Source organism: Litorivivens lipolytica (assembly GCF_014191715.1).
GTDB lineage: Bacteria > Pseudomonadota > Gammaproteobacteria > Pseudomonadales > Spongiibacteraceae > Litorivivens > Litorivivens lipolytica.
In genome coordinates, this window is the sequence record NZ_JACHWY010000001.1 from 1291380 (window position 1) to 1310821 (window position 19442).

Below are 19442 nucleotides of genomic sequence, written 5' to 3' on the forward strand. Positions count from 1 at the left end.
CAGAGCTGATAAAATGCGCGACCTTACCGACGTCGCCGTCCCGCTTTGAGCCCTTTAAAGAAGAGCCCCATACAGAGACTCATGAACACACATTACAACGCCGATCAGATCGAAAAAGCCGTCCAGCAGTTCTGGCATGAGCAGCAGAGTTTTGCTGTTAAAGCCGACCCCAGCCGCGAAAAATACTATTGCCTGAGCATGTTCCCCTACCCCAGCGGCAAGCTGCATATGGGCCATGTTCGCAACTACACCATCGGCGACGTGATCTCCCGCTACCAGCGCATGCTCGGCAAAAACGTCCTGCAACCCATGGGTTGGGATGCCTTTGGCCTGCCCGCCGAAAACGCTGCGGTGAAAAACAAGACCGCCCCCGCCAAGTGGACCTACGAAAATATCCGCTATATGCGCGAGCAGTTGCAGGCCCTAGGCTTTGGCTACGACTGGAATCGCGAGTTCGCTACCTGCACGCCCGAGTACTATCGCTGGGAGCAGTGGTTCTTTACCCGTCTGTATGAAAAAGGACTGGTCTATAAAAAGACCTCGGCGGTGAACTGGTGCCCCAATGATGAAACCGTGCTGGCCAACGAACAGGTGATCGACGGCGGTTGCTGGCGCTGCGATACACCGGTCGAGCGCAAGGAAATTCCCCAGTGGTTTATCCGCATTACCGACTACGCAGATCAGCTGTTGAATGATCTGGATCAGCTCGACGGCTGGCCCGAGCAGGTCAAAACCATGCAGCGCAACTGGATCGGTCGCTCGCAGGGCGTGGAAATGCATTTCACGTTGGAAGATGCAGTGGCCGGCATTGATGGCTTCGACGTCTACACCACTCGCCCCGACACGCTGATGGGCGTGACCTATCTGAGTCTGGCGGCCGAACACCCGATCAGTCTGGCTCTGGCGAAAGACAACTCCGAGCTGAACGCTTTTATCAAAGAGTGCAAAACCAGCTCCGTCGCCGAAGCCGATATGGCGAAGATGGAGAAGCGCGGTCTACCAACTGGCATCAATGCTATCCATCCCATCACTGGCAAGCCTGTGCCGGTTTGGGTAGCCAACTATGTATTGATGGATTACGGCTCCGGCGCGGTCATGGCGGTACCGGCCCACGATCAGCGCGATTGGGAGTTTGCAAACAAATACGATCTGCCGATCAAACAGGTGGTCGCGCCCGCCGATGGCAGCGAGATTGATCTGCAGAAAGAGGCTTTTGTCGAGAAAGGCGAGCTGGTCAATTCCGGTGAATTTGATGGTCTGGATTTCGACGGCGCCTTCAACGCCATCTCCGGTGTGCTGGAAGGCAAAAACGCCGGCAGCGTAAAAACCAACTACCGCCTGCGTGATTGGGGCGTCTCCCGGCAGCGCTACTGGGGCTCGCCCATCCCCATGTTCAACTTGCCCGAAGGCGGCGAAATTCCGGTACCGGCTGACCGTTTGCCGGTTTTGCTGCCGGAAGATGTTGAGATGGACGGCGTGCAATCGCCGATCAAAGCTGACCCCGAGTGGCGCAAGGAAACCCACGATGGCAAAGCCGTCGAGCGCGAAACCGATACCTTCGACACCTTTATGGAATCGTCCTGGTACTACGCGCGTTTCACCTGCCCCGACTTTACCGACGGCATGCTTGATCCCGCTCAAGCCAACTACTGGCTGCCGGTGGATCAGTATGTGGGCGGCATCGAACACGCCATTCTTCACCTGTTATACGCTCGCTTCTTCCACAAGCTGATGCGCGATGAAGGACTGGTCGATAGTGACGAACCCTTCAAGCGATTGCTCTGTCAGGGCATGGTGCTGAAAGACGGCGCTAAGATGTCCAAGTCCAAGGGCAATACCGTCGACCCGCAGGCCATGATCGAACAATACGGCGCCGACACCGTGCGCCTGTTTATGATGTTTGCCGCACCGCCCGAACAAAGTCTGGAATGGTCAGACTCTGCCGTAGAGGGCGCCAACCGATTCCTGCGCCGTTTATGGAAGGCCGTTCACAGTCATCTGGAAAAAAGTGCGACCGAAGCGCTGAACAAAGACAGCTTGTCCGATGCGGCTCGCGATCTGCGCCGCAAGACCCATGAAACCATCGCCAAGGTCAGCCACGACTACGCCGAGCGCCTGACTTTCAACACCGCGATTGCCGCCGTGATGGAACTCTTGAATGACATCGGCAAATTCGAGGGCGAGGCCGCTGTTGAGCGCGAGGCACTGGAAGCCTGCGTGGTGCTGCTGTCGCCTATCGTACCGCATATCTGTCACAGCCTGTGGCAGGAGCTCGGCCATGACGAGGCGGTGATCGATGCCCAGTGGCCGCAGGTGGACGAAAGCGCGCTGGTCAAAAGCAGCATCGAAATGGTGGTTCAGGTAAACGGCAAGGTGCGCGGCAAGATTCAGGTCGCAGCCGATGCCGATGCCGAGAGCATCAAGGAAGTGGCCCGAGCCAACGAAAACGTACTGCGCTTTATCGACGGCAAAACCATCCGCAAGGAAATTGTGGTACCCCAAAAACTCGTCAATATTGTGGTGGGCTAAGCGTGACAATGCCTCGTTTACTGCTCGTACTGCTGATTAGCGCTCTGGTGGGTTGCGGCTTTCAGCTGCGTGGCTCCCCGGCGCTGAGCGGCAAGGGCGAGGCAGTGCACGTGGTTCAGGCACACGCTGACAACCCCTTGCGCCGACGCATCAGCCAACAAATCGCGATGTACAATCTGCAGGCCGTAAAGCGCAATGAAGCGAGCTACCGCTTTGTTATCTCCGAGGTTGAGCGCACGGATACTGTGCTTTCGCTCGACAGCGATGCGCGCACGGCCGAGCGACGTCTGCTGATTGAAGCGGATCTAAGCCTGTTTGGTGAGGATGACCAACTGCTGCAAAATCAGCGCATTCGCGAACAGCGCATTCTGTTTACCGACCCGGACAACCCGGTGGGCGATTCCATTGAATCGCAGCTCGTGATCAACGAATTGGAAGATGCCACCGCCCAGCGGATTGCCCTGCTGCTCGCACGCTGGCTGGACAAGCTCGAGCCACCCGCCCAATGAAATTGCGCGCCGACCAGCTCAGCAAGCACCTCGCCTCGCCGCTACTGCCAGTCTATGTCATCAGCGGCGATGAGCCGCTGCTGGCGCAGGAGGCCTGCGATGCCATTCGCAAGGCGGCTCGCGATCAAGGCTATACCGAACGCGAAGTCTTGGATGTGGATACTGGATTCAACTGGGGCCATCTCACCGCAGCCAGTCAGTCCATGTCACTGTTTGGGGAGCGAAAGATTCTCGACCTTCGCCTGAACGGCAAGCTCGGTAAGGAAGGCTCGCAAGCCCTGTGCGACTACTGCGAAACGGCAACCCAGGACACCCTACTCTTGGTGCAATGTGGCCGACTGGATCGCTCAGCCCAGCGCGCCAAATGGGTTAAAGCCGTGGAAAAACATGGCGCCATGCTGCAAATCTGGCCGATTGATCGCCAGCAGTTGCCGCGCTGGTTGCAACAGCGGGCTCAGAGTCTCGGCCTGAATATTGATCGCACCGGCATTAGCCTGCTGGCCGAGCGGGTTGAAGGCAACCTGCTCGCGGCTGCGCAGGAGCTGGAAAAACTGAAAATACTGGTCGGCAGTGACGCGATCAGTGGCGACGCCGTGAACAGCCTCGTTGCCAGCAACCCCCGCTACGATGTCTTCAAGCTGATTGATTGCGTTCTCGCCGGCCAGGTGAGCACAGCACTGAAAATGTTGCGCGGCCTGCGCAATGAAGGCGCCGAAGCCATTCCGCTGATGGGTGCCATCAACCGCGAAATTCGCAATCTCTACCAGTGCGCCCAGCAGATCGGCCGCGGCAACGGCATTGATCGGGTGCTCGACAGCGCCGGGGTATGGGACAAGCGCAAACCCTTGTACAAACAGGCGCTGGGGCGAGTAAAAGAGGCCGAGTTGGCCAAACTGTTACAACTGGCGCAAGAGATTGATTTAAGCCTGAAGGGCCAACGAGAAGGCCAGCCTTGGGAGATGATTGATCAGTTGGTGTGCCGGTTGGCGGGGCAACCACTGGCGATTGCCTGAAAACTACCCCTCTCCCAGAGGAAGAGGGTTGGGGTGAGGGGACTTAGATAACGTAAGTCTTCAGCGGCGGAAAGCCGTTAAATTCCACCGAGCTGTAACTGGTGGTGTAAGCACCGGTAGACAGCCAATACAAGCGATCACCGGCTTCCAGGGTTTGCGGCAACGAGTAGCGGTGGTCTTCGTAGAGAATATCCATGCTGTCACAGGTCGGCCCCGCCAGTACCACTTCCTCTTCCTCGACACCGTCACCGGCCTTGTCGCAGTACAGCGGGTATTTGATCGCCTCGCCCAGTGATTCAATCAAGCCACCGAACAGGCCCACATCCAGATAGACCCAGCGGTAGAGCGAATCGCGTGATTTGCGCGAGATCAACACCACCTCGCTGACCAGCACACCACTCTCCCCCACCAGCGAGCGGCCGGGTTCGATGATGATTTCCGGCTGCTCCTCGCCAAAGTCTTCATCCAAGAAACGACGAATGGCTGCGCCGTAGGCGTCAATTTCATGACTACGGCTGCTGTAGAGGGCCGGTAGTCCACCGCCCATATTAATCAAACGAAGTTTGATACCGTGCTCCGCCACACGGTCGAAGATAAAGCGAACCTTGGCAATCGCCGCGTCCCAGGCACCGATATCACGCTGCTGCGACCCGACATGGAAGGAAATACCCACCGCTTCCAAACCCAGCTCTTTCGCCAGCACAATCAGCTCAATCGCCATATCGGCCTGACAGCCGAATTTGCGAGACAGTGGCCAGTCAGCGGTTTCAGTACCCTCGGTCAGAATTCGTACGTAGAGCTTGCTGCCCGGTGCATATTTGGCAACGTTGCGCAGGTCCGACTCGCTGTCGGTGGCGAACATGCGGATGCCCTTGTTATAGGCGTATTCGATCTCGCGAGCCTTCTTGATGGTATTGCCATAGCTCATGCGATCAGCGCTTACGCCGAGGGACAGCAGCTTGTCCAGCTCATAGACCGAGGCGATATCGAAGTTGGAGCCCATCTCTTCCAGGCAGCCAATAACCGCCTGATCCGGGTTCGCCTTAACCGCGTAGTAAACAGAGGCGAAGGGGAATACCTCGCGCAGTTCCTGGTATTTGCCACGAATAACCTCGCGATCCACAACCAGACAGGGGGTCTGTTTGTCTGCAGCGAACTCGCGAATACGCTGCCAACTGCTCTCCGGAAGGATTGCCTGCTCCATGGTATAAACCCCGCTTTTGCCAGGTTAAGTAAGCCGGGGATTTAGCACCCCCTAAAAGGGCGCGAATCCTACAGCAAAAAGTTACCAGCGCAAATAATGTTTTTAATGTCGCAAGGTAATTTTTCACCCTCCGACCGCCAACTTTTACCGGAAGTGGATGGGGAACCTGTGCTGTCATTCGAATGTCATTTATAGCACGCAGACTACAGCACACCAGAAGGAAGAGACATCAAAAAGGAAGCGTCATGAAAACACAGGAAAAAGAACTGGACGTTAAAGCTCTTTGTAGCCGTAAACTCTTGGATTTATTAAAAAACGACGAATGGGACAGTGCCCGTGAGCGGCGCAAAATCGAGACCGAGCTAATTGCCCGTCAACACTATCTCGAGCAGATGGAAGCCCTCAGTGGCAAGAAGCGTGTGTTGGCGCCATCTACAGCGACCAGACATTAATCAGAGCCACGTAGGGCAGCAAGGCCAGCAACAGCCACGGCAGGGTGCGCGTCCAGAACGCGGCCTGCTCCACGCAATCCTCATACACCGCTCGAGTCAGCGCTACTTGCGCATCCTGCACCGTCGAACCGGCCTGCAGCTGCGGCATATTCACGCCCACGATCAGGTGACTCTCCTGCAGTGCAGCCGACAGCTTGCCGCCCTGACTTACCGCCTTATACAGCGAGAGATAGCGCGGCTTCATCGGCGTGGGTGGCATGCGCCGGGCCGACTGCTTCAGCGCCTGTGACACAGGAAAACCCGCTGCCACACACAAGTTCAGATGACTCAGAAAATGGAAGGTCTGGTAGCGCGCCAGCAGGTTGCCGATACCCGGCAAGTGAAACGCTGCCCGCCGCAAGGCTTGCGGCATCCAGCCCGCGCGATAGGACACCAGTGTCAGCGGCACAATGCAGGCCAGCAGCACCCCGGGAATCATCGCCAGCACCACATTGCCAAGCGCCTGATACAGCCCCATTTCTCCCAGCAGCCAGGCAAAGGTGGGTATGCCGATGGCAAAGCAGAGCATGATCAGCGCCGGCATCCACAGATTGCGGCGCAGCTCGTCAAGAAAAGCCCCAAGTAGGCGGTAGTGTGCAGAAATGCGATCGTAGACCGCCGATAGCGCTCCGGTGGCCATCCCCAGCTGCATGAACTGCAACTCCCAGTCGTAAAACTGACCGCCCTTTTTCAGCTCATCGATGACCAGCTCCTGGCCAGCAGCAAACTGCTCCGCCAGGTCGCTTAATTCCGCGCGTTCCGCGACCTGTTGGCCGTGGCGCATGAGGGCAAATACTTGATCCCAATCACTGTCGCCGGTCTGCTGCTCGCTGAGCGCAGAAAAGAGATTGGCGCGGTGTTGACTGGTCAGTTCTTGAAGTTCCATGGTGGTCGAGAGGCTGTAATCCATATTGCCAGTTTATTATCGCTATAATTGGGGGCGACTTTAGCACAGCCAGCCGCAACTGACATGGGGAGAGATTCGATGGCAAAGCAATTTCCGCAAAAACGCTCGTCTTCTGCGGAAATCAGCCGTTTTCTGGACAAAGCAAACACCCTCCCCGCAAAGGCTGATAACCAGCGCCTGATCTTCGCGCTAGATGCCACCGCCAGCCGCCAAGCCACTTGGACGCAGGCCTGTGCCCTTCACGGCGAAATGTTCAGCGCCACCCGCGATCTCGGCGGCCTCGCCATTCAACTGTGCTACTACCGCGGGCTAGGGGAATTCTACGCTAGCCCCTGGGGTTCTTCGCCTGCGACCCTGCACGATCAGATGGCCAGTGTGCGCTGCGTGGCGGGATATACCCAAGTCCGCGCGCTGCTGCGTCATTGTCTCGAAGAGCATCAGCGAGGACGGCTGCGCGCCGTCATCTTTATTGGAGACGCCGTCGAAGAATCCGTGGACGAACTCTGTGCACTGGCCGGCGAATGCGGGCTGCGCAAACTGCCCCTGTTTCTATTTCAGGAGGGCGACGACGCGGACGTAGCGCGCTGTTTCAAGCGTCTGTGCAAACTCAGCGGCGGCGCCTACGCCCGTTTTGATGCCGCCAGCGCCGCTCTGTTGAAAGCACTGCTGCGTGCGGTGGCCAGCTTTGCCGCCGGCGGCGTGGATGCGCTGCGCAAATTACCGGATAATGCGGCCAGACATCTTCTGGAGCAGTTGTAGTGATTTTGCGTTTATTGCTGGCGGGCGCGGTACTGTTCGCCATCATCGCGGTGGTTCGTCGGGCCAACCAGAAAGGCCCGGTTGAGCGTCGCAAGTACTACCTAACCCTGACACTCACGGTGCTGGCCGGTGCGCTGGTGCTGCTGTCCCTGACCGGGCGCGTGCACTGGATCGGCGCACTGATCGGTGCCGTACTGCCCTTTATCCGTCAGGCCTTCCCCCTGCTAATCCGCCTGGTGCCCTTTCTCGCTCACCAGCGCAAAGCCGGCGCGGCCGGTCGCGGTGCCACTACCGGCAATCAATCTGCCGTCGATACCCCGTGGCTGCATATGACCATGGATCACGATAGCGGCGCTTTGGATGGCGAAGTGCGGCAGGGTGATTTCAGCGGCCGCACGCTGAATGAGCTGTCACTCGAAGAGCTCACTCAGCTGTTTGTGGAATGTCAGGTGGACCGGGAATCTGCCGAGCTGCTCGATACCTATCTGAGCCGCCGCTTTGGCAAGGACTGGAATAAACGGGACGGACGAAGTTCGGGCAATCAAGGTCCGATGAACCGGGAACAAGCTCTGTCCGTATTGGGTCTGAGTGAGGGTGCGAGTCGCGACGACATTATCAAAGCCCATCGCAGCCTGATGCAGAAACTGCACCCGGACCGCGGTGGCAATGATTATCTGGCGGCGCAAATCAATCTGGCCAAAGATACCCTGCTCGACGAGTAAGCTGCTTGTCAGGGACAATAGTCAGCGCGGCCTAACGCCGAATTAATCTGTAGTTGAAGTAACCTTGAGGACACTCGGATGACCTTTGTGATTCAAAACCAGCATGGCCACTTTCTCGGCAAGAATAAGGAATGGACCGATGGCCGGGACCGCCGCATTGTGTTTCGCTGCCAGGACAAAGTTGATGCCATCAATATGGTCTTTGAACTCAGCTCCAAGGATATTGAACTGCGCGCCCACTATCTGGAATGCGAGGTCGACGACTTCGGCAACCCGGTAGTTGAGGCGTCATCGGTACCACTGCCCATGAGCGGCGAAGAAGACGCCGAAGAGCTTGAAAGCAGCCCCGACAACCCCCATATCTCTGTTTGACTCTCTGCCGCATAAGGCTTACGGAAAACTTCGATGCTCAGAATTGCTCTTTTTCTCCTGACCAACATGGCCATCCTGATTGTGGCCAGCACCGTCCTCAACCTGCTGGGCTTTTCCGGCTACCTGCAGGCCAACGGCGTCGACTTAAACCTGACCGCGCTGCTGATCTTCTGCGGCATCTTCGGCATGTCCGGCTCGCTGATCTCGCTATTCATCTCCAAGTGGATGGCCAAGCGCAGCACCGGCACCCAGATCATCACCAACCCGCGCACCCGCGAGGAACAGTGGCTGATGCAGACAGTAAAAGAACTATCTGACAAGGCCGGTATCAAAATGCCGGAAGTGGGTATCTTCCCTTCCCACAGTTCCAACGCCTTTGCCACCGGCTGGAACCGCAACGATGCGCTGGTCGCCGTATCTCAAGGCTTGCTGCAACGCTTTCGCCCGGAAGAAGTACGCGCCGTGCTGGCCCACGAAATCGGTCACGTCGCCAATGGCGACATGGTGACCCTCACCCTGATTCAGGGCGTGGTAAACACCTTCGTGATGTTCTTCGCCCGCGTAATAGGCCACACCATTGACCGTGTGGTCTTCAAAACCGAGCGCGGCTACAGCTTCGGCTACTACATTGTGGTCATGATCACCGAAATGCTTCTGGCGATTTTGGCCTCTGCCATCGTGATGTGGTTTTCCCGCTGGCGTGAATTCCGTGCGGATCACGCTGGTGCGACACTGGCCGACCGTCAATCCATGATCGCCGCCCTGCAACGCCTGCAGGCTGAACAGGGTGTTGATCCGGGCGACATGCCCGGCGAACTGACTGCCTTTGGTATTCGCAAAGCCAAAGGTCAATCGCTGGCGGAATTGTTCAGCAGCCACCCGCCGCTGGAAAAACGGATTGAAGCGCTGCGCCAAGGCCCTCGCTAATGAGCAAGCAGCGTTTCAGCGCAGCCCGCAGGGAACTGTGTGAAACGCTGCACGCCCTTGCCGATGCCCGGCTTAGCCCGGGTAGCACAGGAAACGCCTCTGTCCGTGTCGATGGGGGCCTGTTGATTTCTCCGACCGGCGCCGTCTGTTCCCAGATCCAGCCCGCTGATGTGGTGTTTATCGACAGCGAAGGCGCTCCAGAAGCCGGGGCACTGAAGCCCTCCAGTGAATGGCATATGCATTTCGCCCTTTACTGTGAGCGGCCTGAGATTGGCGGTATTGTTCACTGCCACTCGCGCTACGCCACCACCCTAGCCTGCCTGCGCAAAAGCATTCCCGCCTATCACTACATGATTGCCATGGCTGGCGGCGACTCCATTCGCCTGGCCGACTACGCCACCTTCGGTACCGAAGCGCTGGCCGAAGCCGTAGTTAACGCATTGAAGGATCGCAAAGCCTGCCTGATGGCCAATCACGGTCAGATAGCACTGGGCGCAACATCGGAGCAGGCGCTGGCACTGGCGATTCAGGTGGAGGATCTGGCCGCGGGTTATTACCAATGTCTCACACTGGGCGAACCAAGCTTGCTCACCCGAGAAGAGATGGCAGAGGTGCTGGAGAAGTTTTCTGGCTATGGTCAGCAGCCGGGCCAGCACACCTGAAACGCTAGTTGTCGATCAAAATCAGTTTGCCTGTTTCCGGATCACGGTAGACCTGCCCCAACGATTCGTAACCCTCTCCGCCATCCAATTGTTCCTGCACCGCCTGTGGCACAGAAGGTAACTCTCGCCCGACTTCAAGATTGAGTTCACGCTGTACAGCAAAGTGTCGCTGCAGCTCTGGACTGAAAGACACCAGTGCGGCGATCAAGCCGCAGGCAAATACCAGAATAATGTCCACCAGATTGGCCAGCGGCCCGAGGGGGTCTTCCTCGTGATCCAGAAAAGACGAGCGGCGCCACTTATCCATGATGTTCGGCCCGACTTTGAAGGGACTCCAGCGCCGCGTCATACCATCGGCGCCTCAAACGCCCCAGCACAAAACCGATCATACCGGCGAGCAGGCCGATCACCGTGGTATCAAAGGCTGCCATCATCGCTGTAGTCAGCACCTTAAGCTCCCCCTCCCCAAGGGCTGCTAATCCGGGCCCAAGAGGAATCAGCGTTCCCATCAGACCCAGCATGGGGGCAAGCCGGGTGATGAAATCCGCGCGTTCAATGCGGCGACGACCGGTTCGCATCAGCGCCTTGTGCCCCTGCTCACGAATACGGGCGATACCGCCGAAACGTTCGCCAACGGCGAGTCCAACCTCGTAGAATGCCAGTGCGAGAAAAAACAGCAGAGCCCAGATTACAGGCTCCAATAGCACACTGGTAATCTGATGAAGCAGGCTCAGTGAATAACCAGCAAACATTGAATTCTCCTCTTAATGTGCCCGGCGACCACGCCAGAATCCGACGATCACTAACCCAGCCGTAATTAGCGTAAGCAGCCACAACAAGGTTTGTGTCGCCGCCTCGCCCTTTTCGTTAGCGGCTGCCGTAACGTCCCGCAGTTCAGCCACCCGCACCATCTCACTACCACCTTCCTGCGACTCGGGAATTCGAGCCCGCGCCAGCACCTGCTCCAAAGCCTCGGCCTGATCAGATTCGAGCAAAGTCTTGATGCGTTCGAAGACCGGATGGTTGGGGTGGGTATGACCACTGCCGGGCAGGCCATCGACTAAGACGTTGTCGGCAAACTGACGGGCCAGCTGCTGCTGTGTCGCTTCGCCAGCTTCCCAGAAACCTTTGTCGATGGCGACCAGCATGATGGCCAGCATATTGGTCTGAACGTGGCGACGGTGGCCCTCACCCAGAAACTCGTCCAGCCCCAGTTCATGACTGTCATCGACGTAAACGGCTTTCACAGACTCCCAGGCTTCATCACGAATAATGTCGGGGCTGGTCACCTGCCAGCCCCAGAGGTACTCCACAAACTCGCTACCCATCGTGCGGGCACCGGCATAACCCTCTTCCATCAGAGGCTTGATCCATTGCGGGTTCAGAAAACGCCCGCGCAGCTCACTGAGTAGTGCGGTTTCCAGTGCTTCTATGCGGGCCCGATCCGCGTTGGCGTGGTTGATCACAGCACTGTCCGGCTGACTGCCGCTAATTTTTTCGACGGCCATATTCAAGCCACCGAGATAATCAAAAGCGTCGTTGTTGTCGATCAAACCATAGAGGTTGCTGGCACGACCCAGGTAGGTATTGGAAATCCCCTCTAGCTGCTTCTCAAACAGGGGCTGCACCGCTTCACCGGACAAACCTCCGCCATAGGCATGCCCCATCCGTTTGATAAAGACCTCTGCCAGTTGCTCGCGATCATTCCAGGCACCAGAGCGCTCTGCCAAACGATTGATACCGGCACCGTAGGCGCCGGGAGCAATACCGAAGACTCGCAAACTGGCCTGACGACCGGCTTCAGTGGCGGCACCCGGCGAGGCACTCAACAACTCCCGCGCCTCATCGACCCAGTTAGCCGCAACCAGATTGCGTTCGAAGGGCTCACGCCCGCCTTCACGAGATTCGCCGAGCGACGCAAGTGCCGCGTCCAGCGCGGGAATTAGTAGCGGATAGTTTTCGCGAATAAGATCTGCACTGGCGTCCAATGCCAGCAGACTAGCACGATCAAGCAACACCAGATGTTCACCATAGAGATCACGGAACAGGCCCGAGGTGGTAAACACCACGTCCAAGCGGCGGGATTGCTCTGCCCCAAGCGGCAGCCTCTCCAAGCCTTTGATAATCCCACGACTGTTCCAGACTGGGCGCACGCCGAGCAGCTTCATACCAAAGGCAATCATTGCGCCTTCATCACGTACCGCATCGGATGCCCACAAAATCACACCCTGTTTATTGCGCTGACCCGGCACTAACCCGTCAATGTCCAAGGTCTCCCCTTTCAACACCGCGCCGGCCAGCTCACTGCCCTGTTCAAAGCCCACACGGGTCGGCAGGAGGCTCCCATCCAAAGCATAGAAGTTACGCCCGGTGGGCAAGGCCTCTGGGGTACGGATCGGATCATTGCCCTTACCCGGTTTCACGAAGCGGCCATTCAAACCCGCCAGCAGGGCCTGCATTTCAGCTGCGGGGGAGCGGATCAGATTTTCCTTCCAACGCGCCCGGGAATTGCTGTCGGTAGTCCCCTGTACCATGGACTCCAGCAGGGTTTCGACGCCTTCGTCTGACCAGTCTCGGCCAAACACGTGAAGCCCCAGCGGCATAAAGGCTTCCTGCAAGTTGGTGAGATAATGCCCGACTTCGTGTAAGAGGAACTCTTCATCGACGTCGTCAAAACCGACGCCGCGTACTGCAAGCTCCTCATCCATGCTCGCGACCAATTCCTCGCGCAAGTTCATTTCATCGATGCGCTGGCGCATGGTTGAGACGGCCCGTGAGCGAGTGCTCGCATCTCCAGCCGCCTCGGCGCTTTCGATCAATTGCCGCAATTCCAGAAGATCGTCGTAGAGTTCAGTCGCCGCCAAAGGCGGCGTCAAATGATCGACCATCACCGCCTGCCCGCGACGCTTGGCCTGAATACCCTCACCCACCCCGTCAACGATGTAGGGGTAGATGCCCGGAACTTCACCCGCAACCAGCGCCGGATAATCATCTTCGTCCAGACCGACACTGCGGCGCGGCATGAACTCATAGGTTGAGTGTCGACCCACATGAACCATGGCATCCGCCCGAAAAACATCACGTAGATAATGATAAAAGGCGAGATACTGGTGCGGTGGCGGGAAAGACAGATTGGCATGCAGCAGCTCCTCGTGTATCTCCCAACCTCGAGGTGGCTGCGGGCCGATAAAGACCTTGCCGAACTGGAGCCCGGGGATCAGCAATTGATTCTGCCAGACCATGACTTTACCCGGTGCCTGTCCCCAACCGCGCAAGCCTTCGATATTTAAATTGATCAGTGCCCGTAGCGGGGTTTCTGCTTTCTGCCACGGGAGGGAAATCGCTTGCCCCCGCGCGGCATCATTCAATAGATCTTCATAGGCGTTTTCGAGCTGATCGAGCAAGGCCAGTGCCCGCGTCCTACCAGGGTGCCGCAAGCCATCGAGGGCATGGTGAACATCGGTGACAACGTTATGTAAGACATCCTTTAACAGGGCCAACCTGCGCTGTCGTTCTGAGAGAGAATCAAGCTGCAGCGCCTCTACCGCACCCTCGCGCAGGCGCACTGCAAGTTGCGCCAGTGGACCATCGGTCATCTCCGCCTGAACACTGGCGGGCAGTGTCTTGAACCACTCGGAATACGTCTCGGCACTCAGCGTAACCGCGCGCTTGCTCATCGCAGCCAGCGCCTCGCGATCGTTGGGCAAATTGACACCTTGTTCCTGCAAGCTATCCAGCAGAACCTCGGCATCTTTAGGCAGTGGGCCGGTGTCGTAGCCAGCTGCTTTCAAAGCACGCAGTATTTCCAACAGGCTTTCCGGCACATTGAGGTTATCAGCACCAATATTGTGACGACCGGGCGGATGATTGTAGTAGACAATGGCAATACGCTTATCGGCATTGGCTTTGCCTTGCAATCGCAGCCAGCTTTCGGCGCGGCGGGCGTGTGCCTCAACAGCCCCACCGAGCGGTTTAGTTTGGCTGATACGCGCACCGGTGCGTTCATCTTCCTCCGTCTGGCTTGCCAGTGCCAGAATCGCTGGCTGGCTTACACCCTGCAGTTCCGGCATGGCCACGCGATAGTGAACGGAATCTCTCGGCACACCTTGATTGGACAGCGCATAATCCGCCGCACTCAGGTCCGTCAGCCGCAGGCCTTTCATCACCGGCAGATTAATCTCTGCAAGGAGATAATCCACCTCAGCGCGACCATCACCTCCCCCGATAACAAAATCCTGAAGACTGACAATTACCTGACCAGCGTGCGTCTTGGTGGAATTGATCAAGGCCACCGCCTCGACGCTCGGTTGCCCCCAACCTGCCAGTAGAGAGACACACTGGGCATTGAGCGCAGCGCAGTAGCGACGATGGAGCGCCCACTCGCCGGACAGATCTGCGCTGTCATGATCCAGTAACCAGATCAGCGGGCGCTTGCGGTCTAGTTTGCTGGCAAGCTTGTCTGGCGCAAGCCAAAGCACACTGTCCGCGTCGTGCAGAGCAACACGGAGCGGTGCAATCACTTCCAGCAAGGGCATCTGCTGACCGCGTGAGCGGATAAATTCAAACATCGACGCCGCGTTGGTTACCGAGCGGTTCACCCAGTAGGCCCTAACCTGCAGCCAATCACGGAAACCCGGGAAATCACGCTGTTTCTGCGCAAGCGTCTGTGTATTCAGTACCGCTTCGCGGTCACCCACAACCGCTTCCGGCAGGCCATTTCTGAAGATCTGACCCTGGCGGTCCTGCTGTAACAGAAACAGACGACGGTCGCTGTGAATCACAAAGCGCTGCTGGTTTTTGGGATAAGACAGCGCCAGCAAGCGATCCACGACATCGCCAAATACCGCAACCAACAACAGACTGTCGTGTTCAACAAGCAACGACTGAAGTTCTGAATCCAACAGCATCTCAAGCTGCTCGAGTGTTCGCACCGAAATACGCTGACCGGGGTCTCTATCGAGAATTTGATGCGCACCAGCTACCAGCGTAGGTGCCGAGCGCTCGGAGACTAGAGCCAGAACCGACGATTGAGCAGATACGGCCCATCCGGATTGCAATGTCAGCAGACACGCAGCCAGCAGGAGGGTTATCCACTTACTTAAGTCATTCATCCAGAAGCCTCGATTGCGGTGCACCTTTGCGGCGAAAACCGGTGAATTCAGAATGACAGCAGCGGATATGAGGAGTGGGTGGGCCGGGCGATCGTGGTCCGGCAATCCATCCGAACCCGGCGCCCCGCCACTGTTCGCATTTCTGTTCCGGGCCGGTCTCCGGGCTGGCAGACGCGATCTCACGCCGCATTCAACCTTCCCATACCCATTGGATACAGTGGCTGCAAATACCGTGGAGGCATATGCGCTGAATGCGTTTCTGCTTACCGTTGCGGGGGCAGCACAGGCTTTGCTTTGCGTAGCGATACATGACGCAGCGCGCACCTGTTTCCCGATTATCCCTTACCGCCGATAGCAGCTCGGGCACCTGAAACGAGGGGCAATAATAAGGAGCTGAGGGGGACAGTCAAGAAAAAAGCGCCCCGTGGGGCGCTTATCTCAGTCGAAATCGCTGTAGGGAATGGGAGGTTCCGGCGGCGTGGGTACCGGACTCCAGCGATCCTTGAAGGTGTAGCGGGCGTAGATAACAAAATGGTTCGGCTCGTAGAAATCCGCGCGCTGTATGTCAGCCGCAGCACCCAGATACCAATGGTCGCTGATGCGTTTTTCTACCGCGGCTTCTACGGTAAAGCCAAAATCCTTACTGGATGAAGAGCCTTCACCATAGCCAAAGGGCTCGTCTTCTCTAGACCAGGAATGGCTGACGGATGCTCCGACCATATACGAAAAGTCGTGGCCGCTGCGACCGAAATAACGCACCGGCAATGACACCGACACATAGTTCTGCGGACTGAAGTAGCCTGCGTTATCCAAGCCACGGTTGATCAGATTTTTATCGTACTGCAGGTGCATCAGGTTAACGCCGACCTGAATATTGTGCGGAACCGATTCTTTGGCACGCCAGTACACACCGCCCAGTACGCCGAAGCGGTCATTGTCTTCCACGCGCCCCTGCCCCGTCAGCTGGTGAGCCTGCAGACTGCCCCAGTAGCCAACCTTGCCACCGAGATCATAACTCAGGCCGAGTTTACCGCCGGTGCGCACTACGCCACCCCATTCGGTGCCCTGGAATCCGCTGGCATCGGAGGGAACTTCCATCCCGCCGTAGGACAGGAGTGTGCCGACTTCGGGTCGACGCGACAGATCAAGGGTCCAGCCCACATCGCCAACATCACCCGACAGGCCAACACCGCCAACCCAGGTGCGCTCGCGAAAGCCGAGGGGTGTGGTACCGACATCTACCGACCAATCTTCTGCCCGCCAGCCAATGCCCAGCGCGATGCCGGTGTCTTTTTCCTGAAACTCGACACGCTGTGTTGTCAGCGGATTCAACGAAGGTCGATCAATATAATCGACATCGCCCGTATCGATACTGACATAGTCAATACGACCCAACAGGTGTCCGTCCCATTTTGAAATGGGATAAAGAATTTCTACCGGCACAAGAAAAGTCTCTTCCGTACCGTCGCGCTCGCTGATATCCAGACCAAACCAGATATGCCCGTCTTCGCGGGCACGAATTCGATCGAAGGTGCTTCGGGCACTGCGGGTCAACCAATTCTTTTCTGCAGCAGCCCACAAGGCCTTGGGATCATCTTCGGCGCGAAGTCCGGTTTCCTTCTCCATCGCTTTGATGGCAAGGGCTTCGGATGCTTTCCAGGCTTCAATCTCTTCCGCCAGCACCATGGCGTTGCGGAGGTCGAGCGCACTGGCGTCTCCGCGACTTTCCACATCGCTGAGCAGCACTTCGGCCAATGCGTGATCATCCATCTGATGCAAGGTATCCGCAATCAGAATCACTTCAGCCGGGGTACGGCGATCAGGATCGACCAGCAAACGCTCACGATATTTTTCATACACGTCTTCATGCCCCAACTGGCGAGCCGTACGCAACACACCCAGCTCGGCCGCCAACTGATGATCGCCTACCACGCCTGCCGCCCGCAGGTAGAACGCGTAAGCCACCTCGTACTCGCCACGCCCCTCAGACTCACGGGCGCGCAGCACAAGAAACTGCGCGTGCAGGCGACCGAGATTGCCTTTCTGTTCGGCAGACATTTTGCGAGGATACATTTCCGCGTACCAGTCACCGAATTCCTCTTGCTTATCTAGCGCAAGCAACAGTTCACCATAGGCGAACTGCCGGTCAATCGGCCAGGCATCGGTGGGCGTCAATCCGTTAACGATCTCCTCGGCGCGATTACGGCGTTGGATGGCCAGCCATTGGTTAGCCACTCGCATCAGGTTATCAGGATCGAAGCGATAGTCTTCCTCCATCTGGCCCAGCGTTTCGATCAGACCATCTTCGCTGCTTGCAACCGCCGCGGCGAGCTGCTGATCGAACTTTAGCCGGCGCAGGTTAGACTTCATCGCATCGCTGCGCTGACTTTCAGGAATAGATTCCAGTACCGCCACTGCTTCGTCAGCACGGTCACGGCCGGATAGATAAAGGGCATAGGCAAACTGCATTTCAGCGGACTTGTCCGCGCGCGCCCAGCTGCGCATCAGGTTGTCAGCGCGCTGCGTATCACCGAGTTTAACCAGCGCGTCCGCAATATCGGAACGCTGCCATGGCGAAGTCGGGTTAAGTGAAATTGCTCGTAGAATATCTGCCAGAGCCGCTTCACGATCACCCCGAGCCACCGCGTAATCCATGCTGACCAGTGTCTTTTCCAGACGCCAGTCTTTGAGCCGATCAGCGATCTGTCCCTGTTGCGCTTTGGAGTAGCTAAGCGCCAGTTCCAGTGCCGCAACGCGATTACCCTGTTCGGAGCGCATTTCGACGCGGCCCCACAGCGAAGGTTCGTGCAGGGCATCGACACTCAGCGCTTGAACATAGCGACGGTCAGCATCCGCATAGTTCCCGCGTGCGCGCTCGATACTCGCCAGACGCTGGTATGCCTCTGGTGCACCGGGGTTAATTTTGATGTTTTTGATCAGTAACTGTTCGGCATCGTCGTACTGACGGGCGGCAATCATCGCGTCCGCGCGATCCAGATTGGCCCAATACAAGGAAGTGTTGTACAACGCATCCCACTTCGAGGTGAGATCTGGATTAAGATTGTTGTTCTGGGCACGTTTAAAGTAAGTCAGCGCCTTGGCCTGACGACCTTCGCGCAAATACACCATCCCCAGGCCGCCAAGCACTTCTTCGTCATTGGGGAAGTCTTTCAGAGCTTCCAACAGCTTCCATTTAGCACGCTGGGTTTGATTGCGATTAAGCAGCGCCAAGCCTTCCTTCTTTGCACGGTAGCGGGGGTTTTTCAGTCTTTCCTGCTCGGCCTTGAGTGCCAGTCGCGCATTTTTGTAGCGCTCCTGAATATCGATATCATCCGGGTAGCGATTCGCCAGTTCTTCGAATTCAGCGACAACGTCAGTACTGATCGGACGGCTATTCAATTCGCGAATCCAGCTATCGGCCGCGCGACGGCCTATACCGTAACCGTAGGCCAAGCGCTTATAGGTATTTAACGCCCACTCATTGCCGGGGTTGTTCCGCATGAGGTGCTCGGCCAGCGCCAGTTCGATGGCCGGAAAATCCGGGTATTGAGCATCGAGGTTCTTAAGCGACTGATAGGTATCCAGCCAACGCCCTTCAATCGCGGCCTGCGTATTGAGGTACTCGAGCTCCAATGTCAGCGTCGGCCGTCCCTCAGGAAACAGTGAGTCATAGACTTCCAGAGCCTTGCCATAACGGCCCGCAGTCGCCAGCAGACGCGCCTGTTGCAATTCATGCTTACGTGTGGTTTCCGAATCGATAAAGTGCGACAGCAAACGCGCACCGGTTGAATTGGGATAAGTGCTGGAATAGTTTTCGAGAATTTCGCGGGCGCGCTGATCATTGCCGGCATAAACCGCCTGATAAGCCTCGAAGAAAAACACGCGCTGGTGACCCGGTGCAATGGCCTTAAGCTTGTTTAAGGCCTCGCTGAGAAGATCAGGGCGGTTCATTACCTCGGCAAGGTGCAACCTGCGCACCAGTTCGCGCATATCCTTTTCGTCGGGGGCAGCCAAGGCAGGGCCAGCAGGCTCTTCCGAAGGCTCTATATCCACTTTGGTCTCACGCTCAGGGCCTGTATCTTCAGGCGCCCAGTAGCGCTGGTATACCCACCAGACAATTGCGCCCAGCACCAGCAGTGGCAAGGCCTGAATCACTGTACGACCGGTTATGCGCACATTTCCTCCCATACTTGTCGGCGCGCGTCAGCCTCTAGGCTACGCAATATCGCGTCGACA

General features: G+C 57.3%; 15 protein-coding genes and 1 riboswitch. Of the genes, 9 read left to right on the forward strand and 6 right to left on the reverse strand.

The annotated features are described in order from the left end of the window. The first annotated feature begins 81 nt into the window (after window positions 1-81). From leuS to holA, 3 genes are read left to right on the forward strand one after another with little or no spacing between them, the layout of a single operon-like run. The gene (gene leuS / locus FHR99_RS05985) at window positions 82-2529 is read left to right on the forward strand and encodes a leucine--tRNA ligase (protein ID WP_183409603.1); all 2448 of its coding nucleotides are present in this window, start codon (window positions 82-84) and stop codon (window positions 2527-2529) included. Between the two features lie 8 nt (window positions 2530-2537). Further along, complete coding sequence (locus FHR99_RS05990) at window positions 2538-3038, forward strand: LPS-assembly lipoprotein LptE (RefSeq protein WP_183409604.1); 501 nt, start codon at window positions 2538-2540, stop codon at window positions 3036-3038. Further along, window positions 3035-4051, forward strand: a complete 1017-nt coding sequence (gene holA, locus FHR99_RS05995) for a DNA polymerase III subunit delta (protein ID WP_183409605.1) — start codon at window positions 3035-3037, stop codon at window positions 4049-4051. Before FHR99_RS05990 ends, holA begins: the two co-directional genes overlap by 4 nt. A 43-nt stretch (window positions 4052-4094) precedes the next feature. Here the strand turns inward: holA and FHR99_RS06000 are convergent, their stop codons facing one another. Beyond that, the gene (locus tag FHR99_RS06000; protein WP_183409606.1) at window positions 4095-5255 is read right to left on the reverse strand and encodes a type III PLP-dependent enzyme; all 1161 of its coding nucleotides are present in this window, start codon (window positions 5253-5255) and stop codon (window positions 4095-4097) included. Between the two features lie 245 nt (window positions 5256-5500). Here FHR99_RS06000 and FHR99_RS06005 point away from each other — a divergent pair, with 245 nt between their 5' ends. Continuing rightward, a complete protein-coding gene (locus FHR99_RS06005) occupies window positions 5501-5707 on the forward strand; it encodes a hypothetical protein (protein WP_183409607.1) in 207 nt (68 codons plus the stop codon). Here FHR99_RS06005 and FHR99_RS06010 read toward each other — a convergent pair. Continuing rightward, window positions 5688-6656 carry a type II secretion system F family protein gene (locus FHR99_RS06010; protein ID WP_183409608.1) on the reverse strand — a complete coding sequence of 323 codons (969 nt, stop codon included), beginning with the start codon at window positions 6654-6656 and terminating at the stop codon, window positions 5688-5690. The genes FHR99_RS06005 and FHR99_RS06010 overlap by 20 nt on opposite strands. A gap of 75 nt (window positions 6657-6731) precedes the next feature. Here FHR99_RS06010 and FHR99_RS06015 point away from each other — a divergent pair, with 75 nt between their 5' ends. The 5 genes from FHR99_RS06015 (at window position 6732) to FHR99_RS06035 (ending at window position 10095) form a co-directional block, all read left to right on the forward strand. After that, window positions 6732-7412: a VWA domain-containing protein gene (locus FHR99_RS06015; RefSeq protein WP_183409609.1), complete on the forward strand. Its 681-nt coding sequence runs from the start codon at window positions 6732-6734 to the stop codon at window positions 7410-7412. After that, window positions 7412-8134, forward strand: coding sequence for a DnaJ domain-containing protein (locus tag FHR99_RS06020; protein ID WP_183409610.1), 723 nt, complete (start codon window positions 7412-7414; stop codon window positions 8132-8134). Before FHR99_RS06015 ends, FHR99_RS06020 begins: the two co-directional genes overlap by 1 nt. A 78-nt stretch (window positions 8135-8212) precedes the next feature. After that, complete coding sequence (locus tag FHR99_RS06025) at window positions 8213-8506, forward strand: hypothetical protein (RefSeq protein WP_183409611.1); 294 nt, start codon at window positions 8213-8215, stop codon at window positions 8504-8506. Window positions 8507-8539: 33 nt separating this feature from the next. Beyond that, window positions 8540-9433 carry a protease HtpX gene (gene htpX / locus FHR99_RS06030; RefSeq protein WP_183409612.1) on the forward strand — a complete coding sequence of 298 codons (894 nt, stop codon included), beginning with the start codon at window positions 8540-8542 and terminating at the stop codon, window positions 9431-9433. Continuing rightward, window positions 9433-10095, forward strand: coding sequence for a class II aldolase/adducin family protein (locus tag FHR99_RS06035; protein ID WP_183409613.1), 663 nt, complete (start codon window positions 9433-9435; stop codon window positions 10093-10095). Before htpX ends, FHR99_RS06035 begins: the two co-directional genes overlap by 1 nt. Window positions 10096-10099: 4 nt before the next feature. On the opposite strand, the gene FHR99_RS06040 is transcribed toward FHR99_RS06035, so the two are convergent. The 4 genes from FHR99_RS06040 to FHR99_RS16570 form a co-directional block, all read right to left on the reverse strand. Then, window positions 10100-10402, reverse strand: coding sequence for a DUF2149 domain-containing protein (locus tag FHR99_RS06040; protein ID WP_183409614.1), 303 nt, complete (start codon window positions 10400-10402; stop codon window positions 10100-10102). After that, window positions 10395-10847, reverse strand: coding sequence for a MotA/TolQ/ExbB proton channel family protein (locus tag FHR99_RS06045; protein ID WP_183409615.1), 453 nt, complete (start codon window positions 10845-10847; stop codon window positions 10395-10397). The genes FHR99_RS06040 and FHR99_RS06045 overlap by 8 nt, the downstream gene beginning before the upstream one ends. A 12-nt stretch (window positions 10848-10859) precedes the next feature. Continuing rightward, window positions 10860-15206 carry a cobaltochelatase subunit CobN gene (locus FHR99_RS06050; protein ID WP_183409616.1) on the reverse strand — a complete coding sequence of 1449 codons (4347 nt, stop codon included), beginning with the start codon at window positions 15204-15206 and terminating at the stop codon, window positions 10860-10862. Window positions 15207-15339: 133 nt separating this feature from the next. Beyond that, window positions 15340-15592, reverse strand: a riboswitch (cobalamin riboswitch). Window positions 15593-15644: 52 nt separating this feature from the next. Next, entirely contained in the window at window positions 15645-19382 is a 3738-nt protein-coding gene (locus FHR99_RS16570) for a cellulose synthase subunit BcsC-related outer membrane protein (RefSeq protein WP_183409617.1), read from the reverse strand. Window positions 19383-19442: the final 60 nt, after the last annotated feature.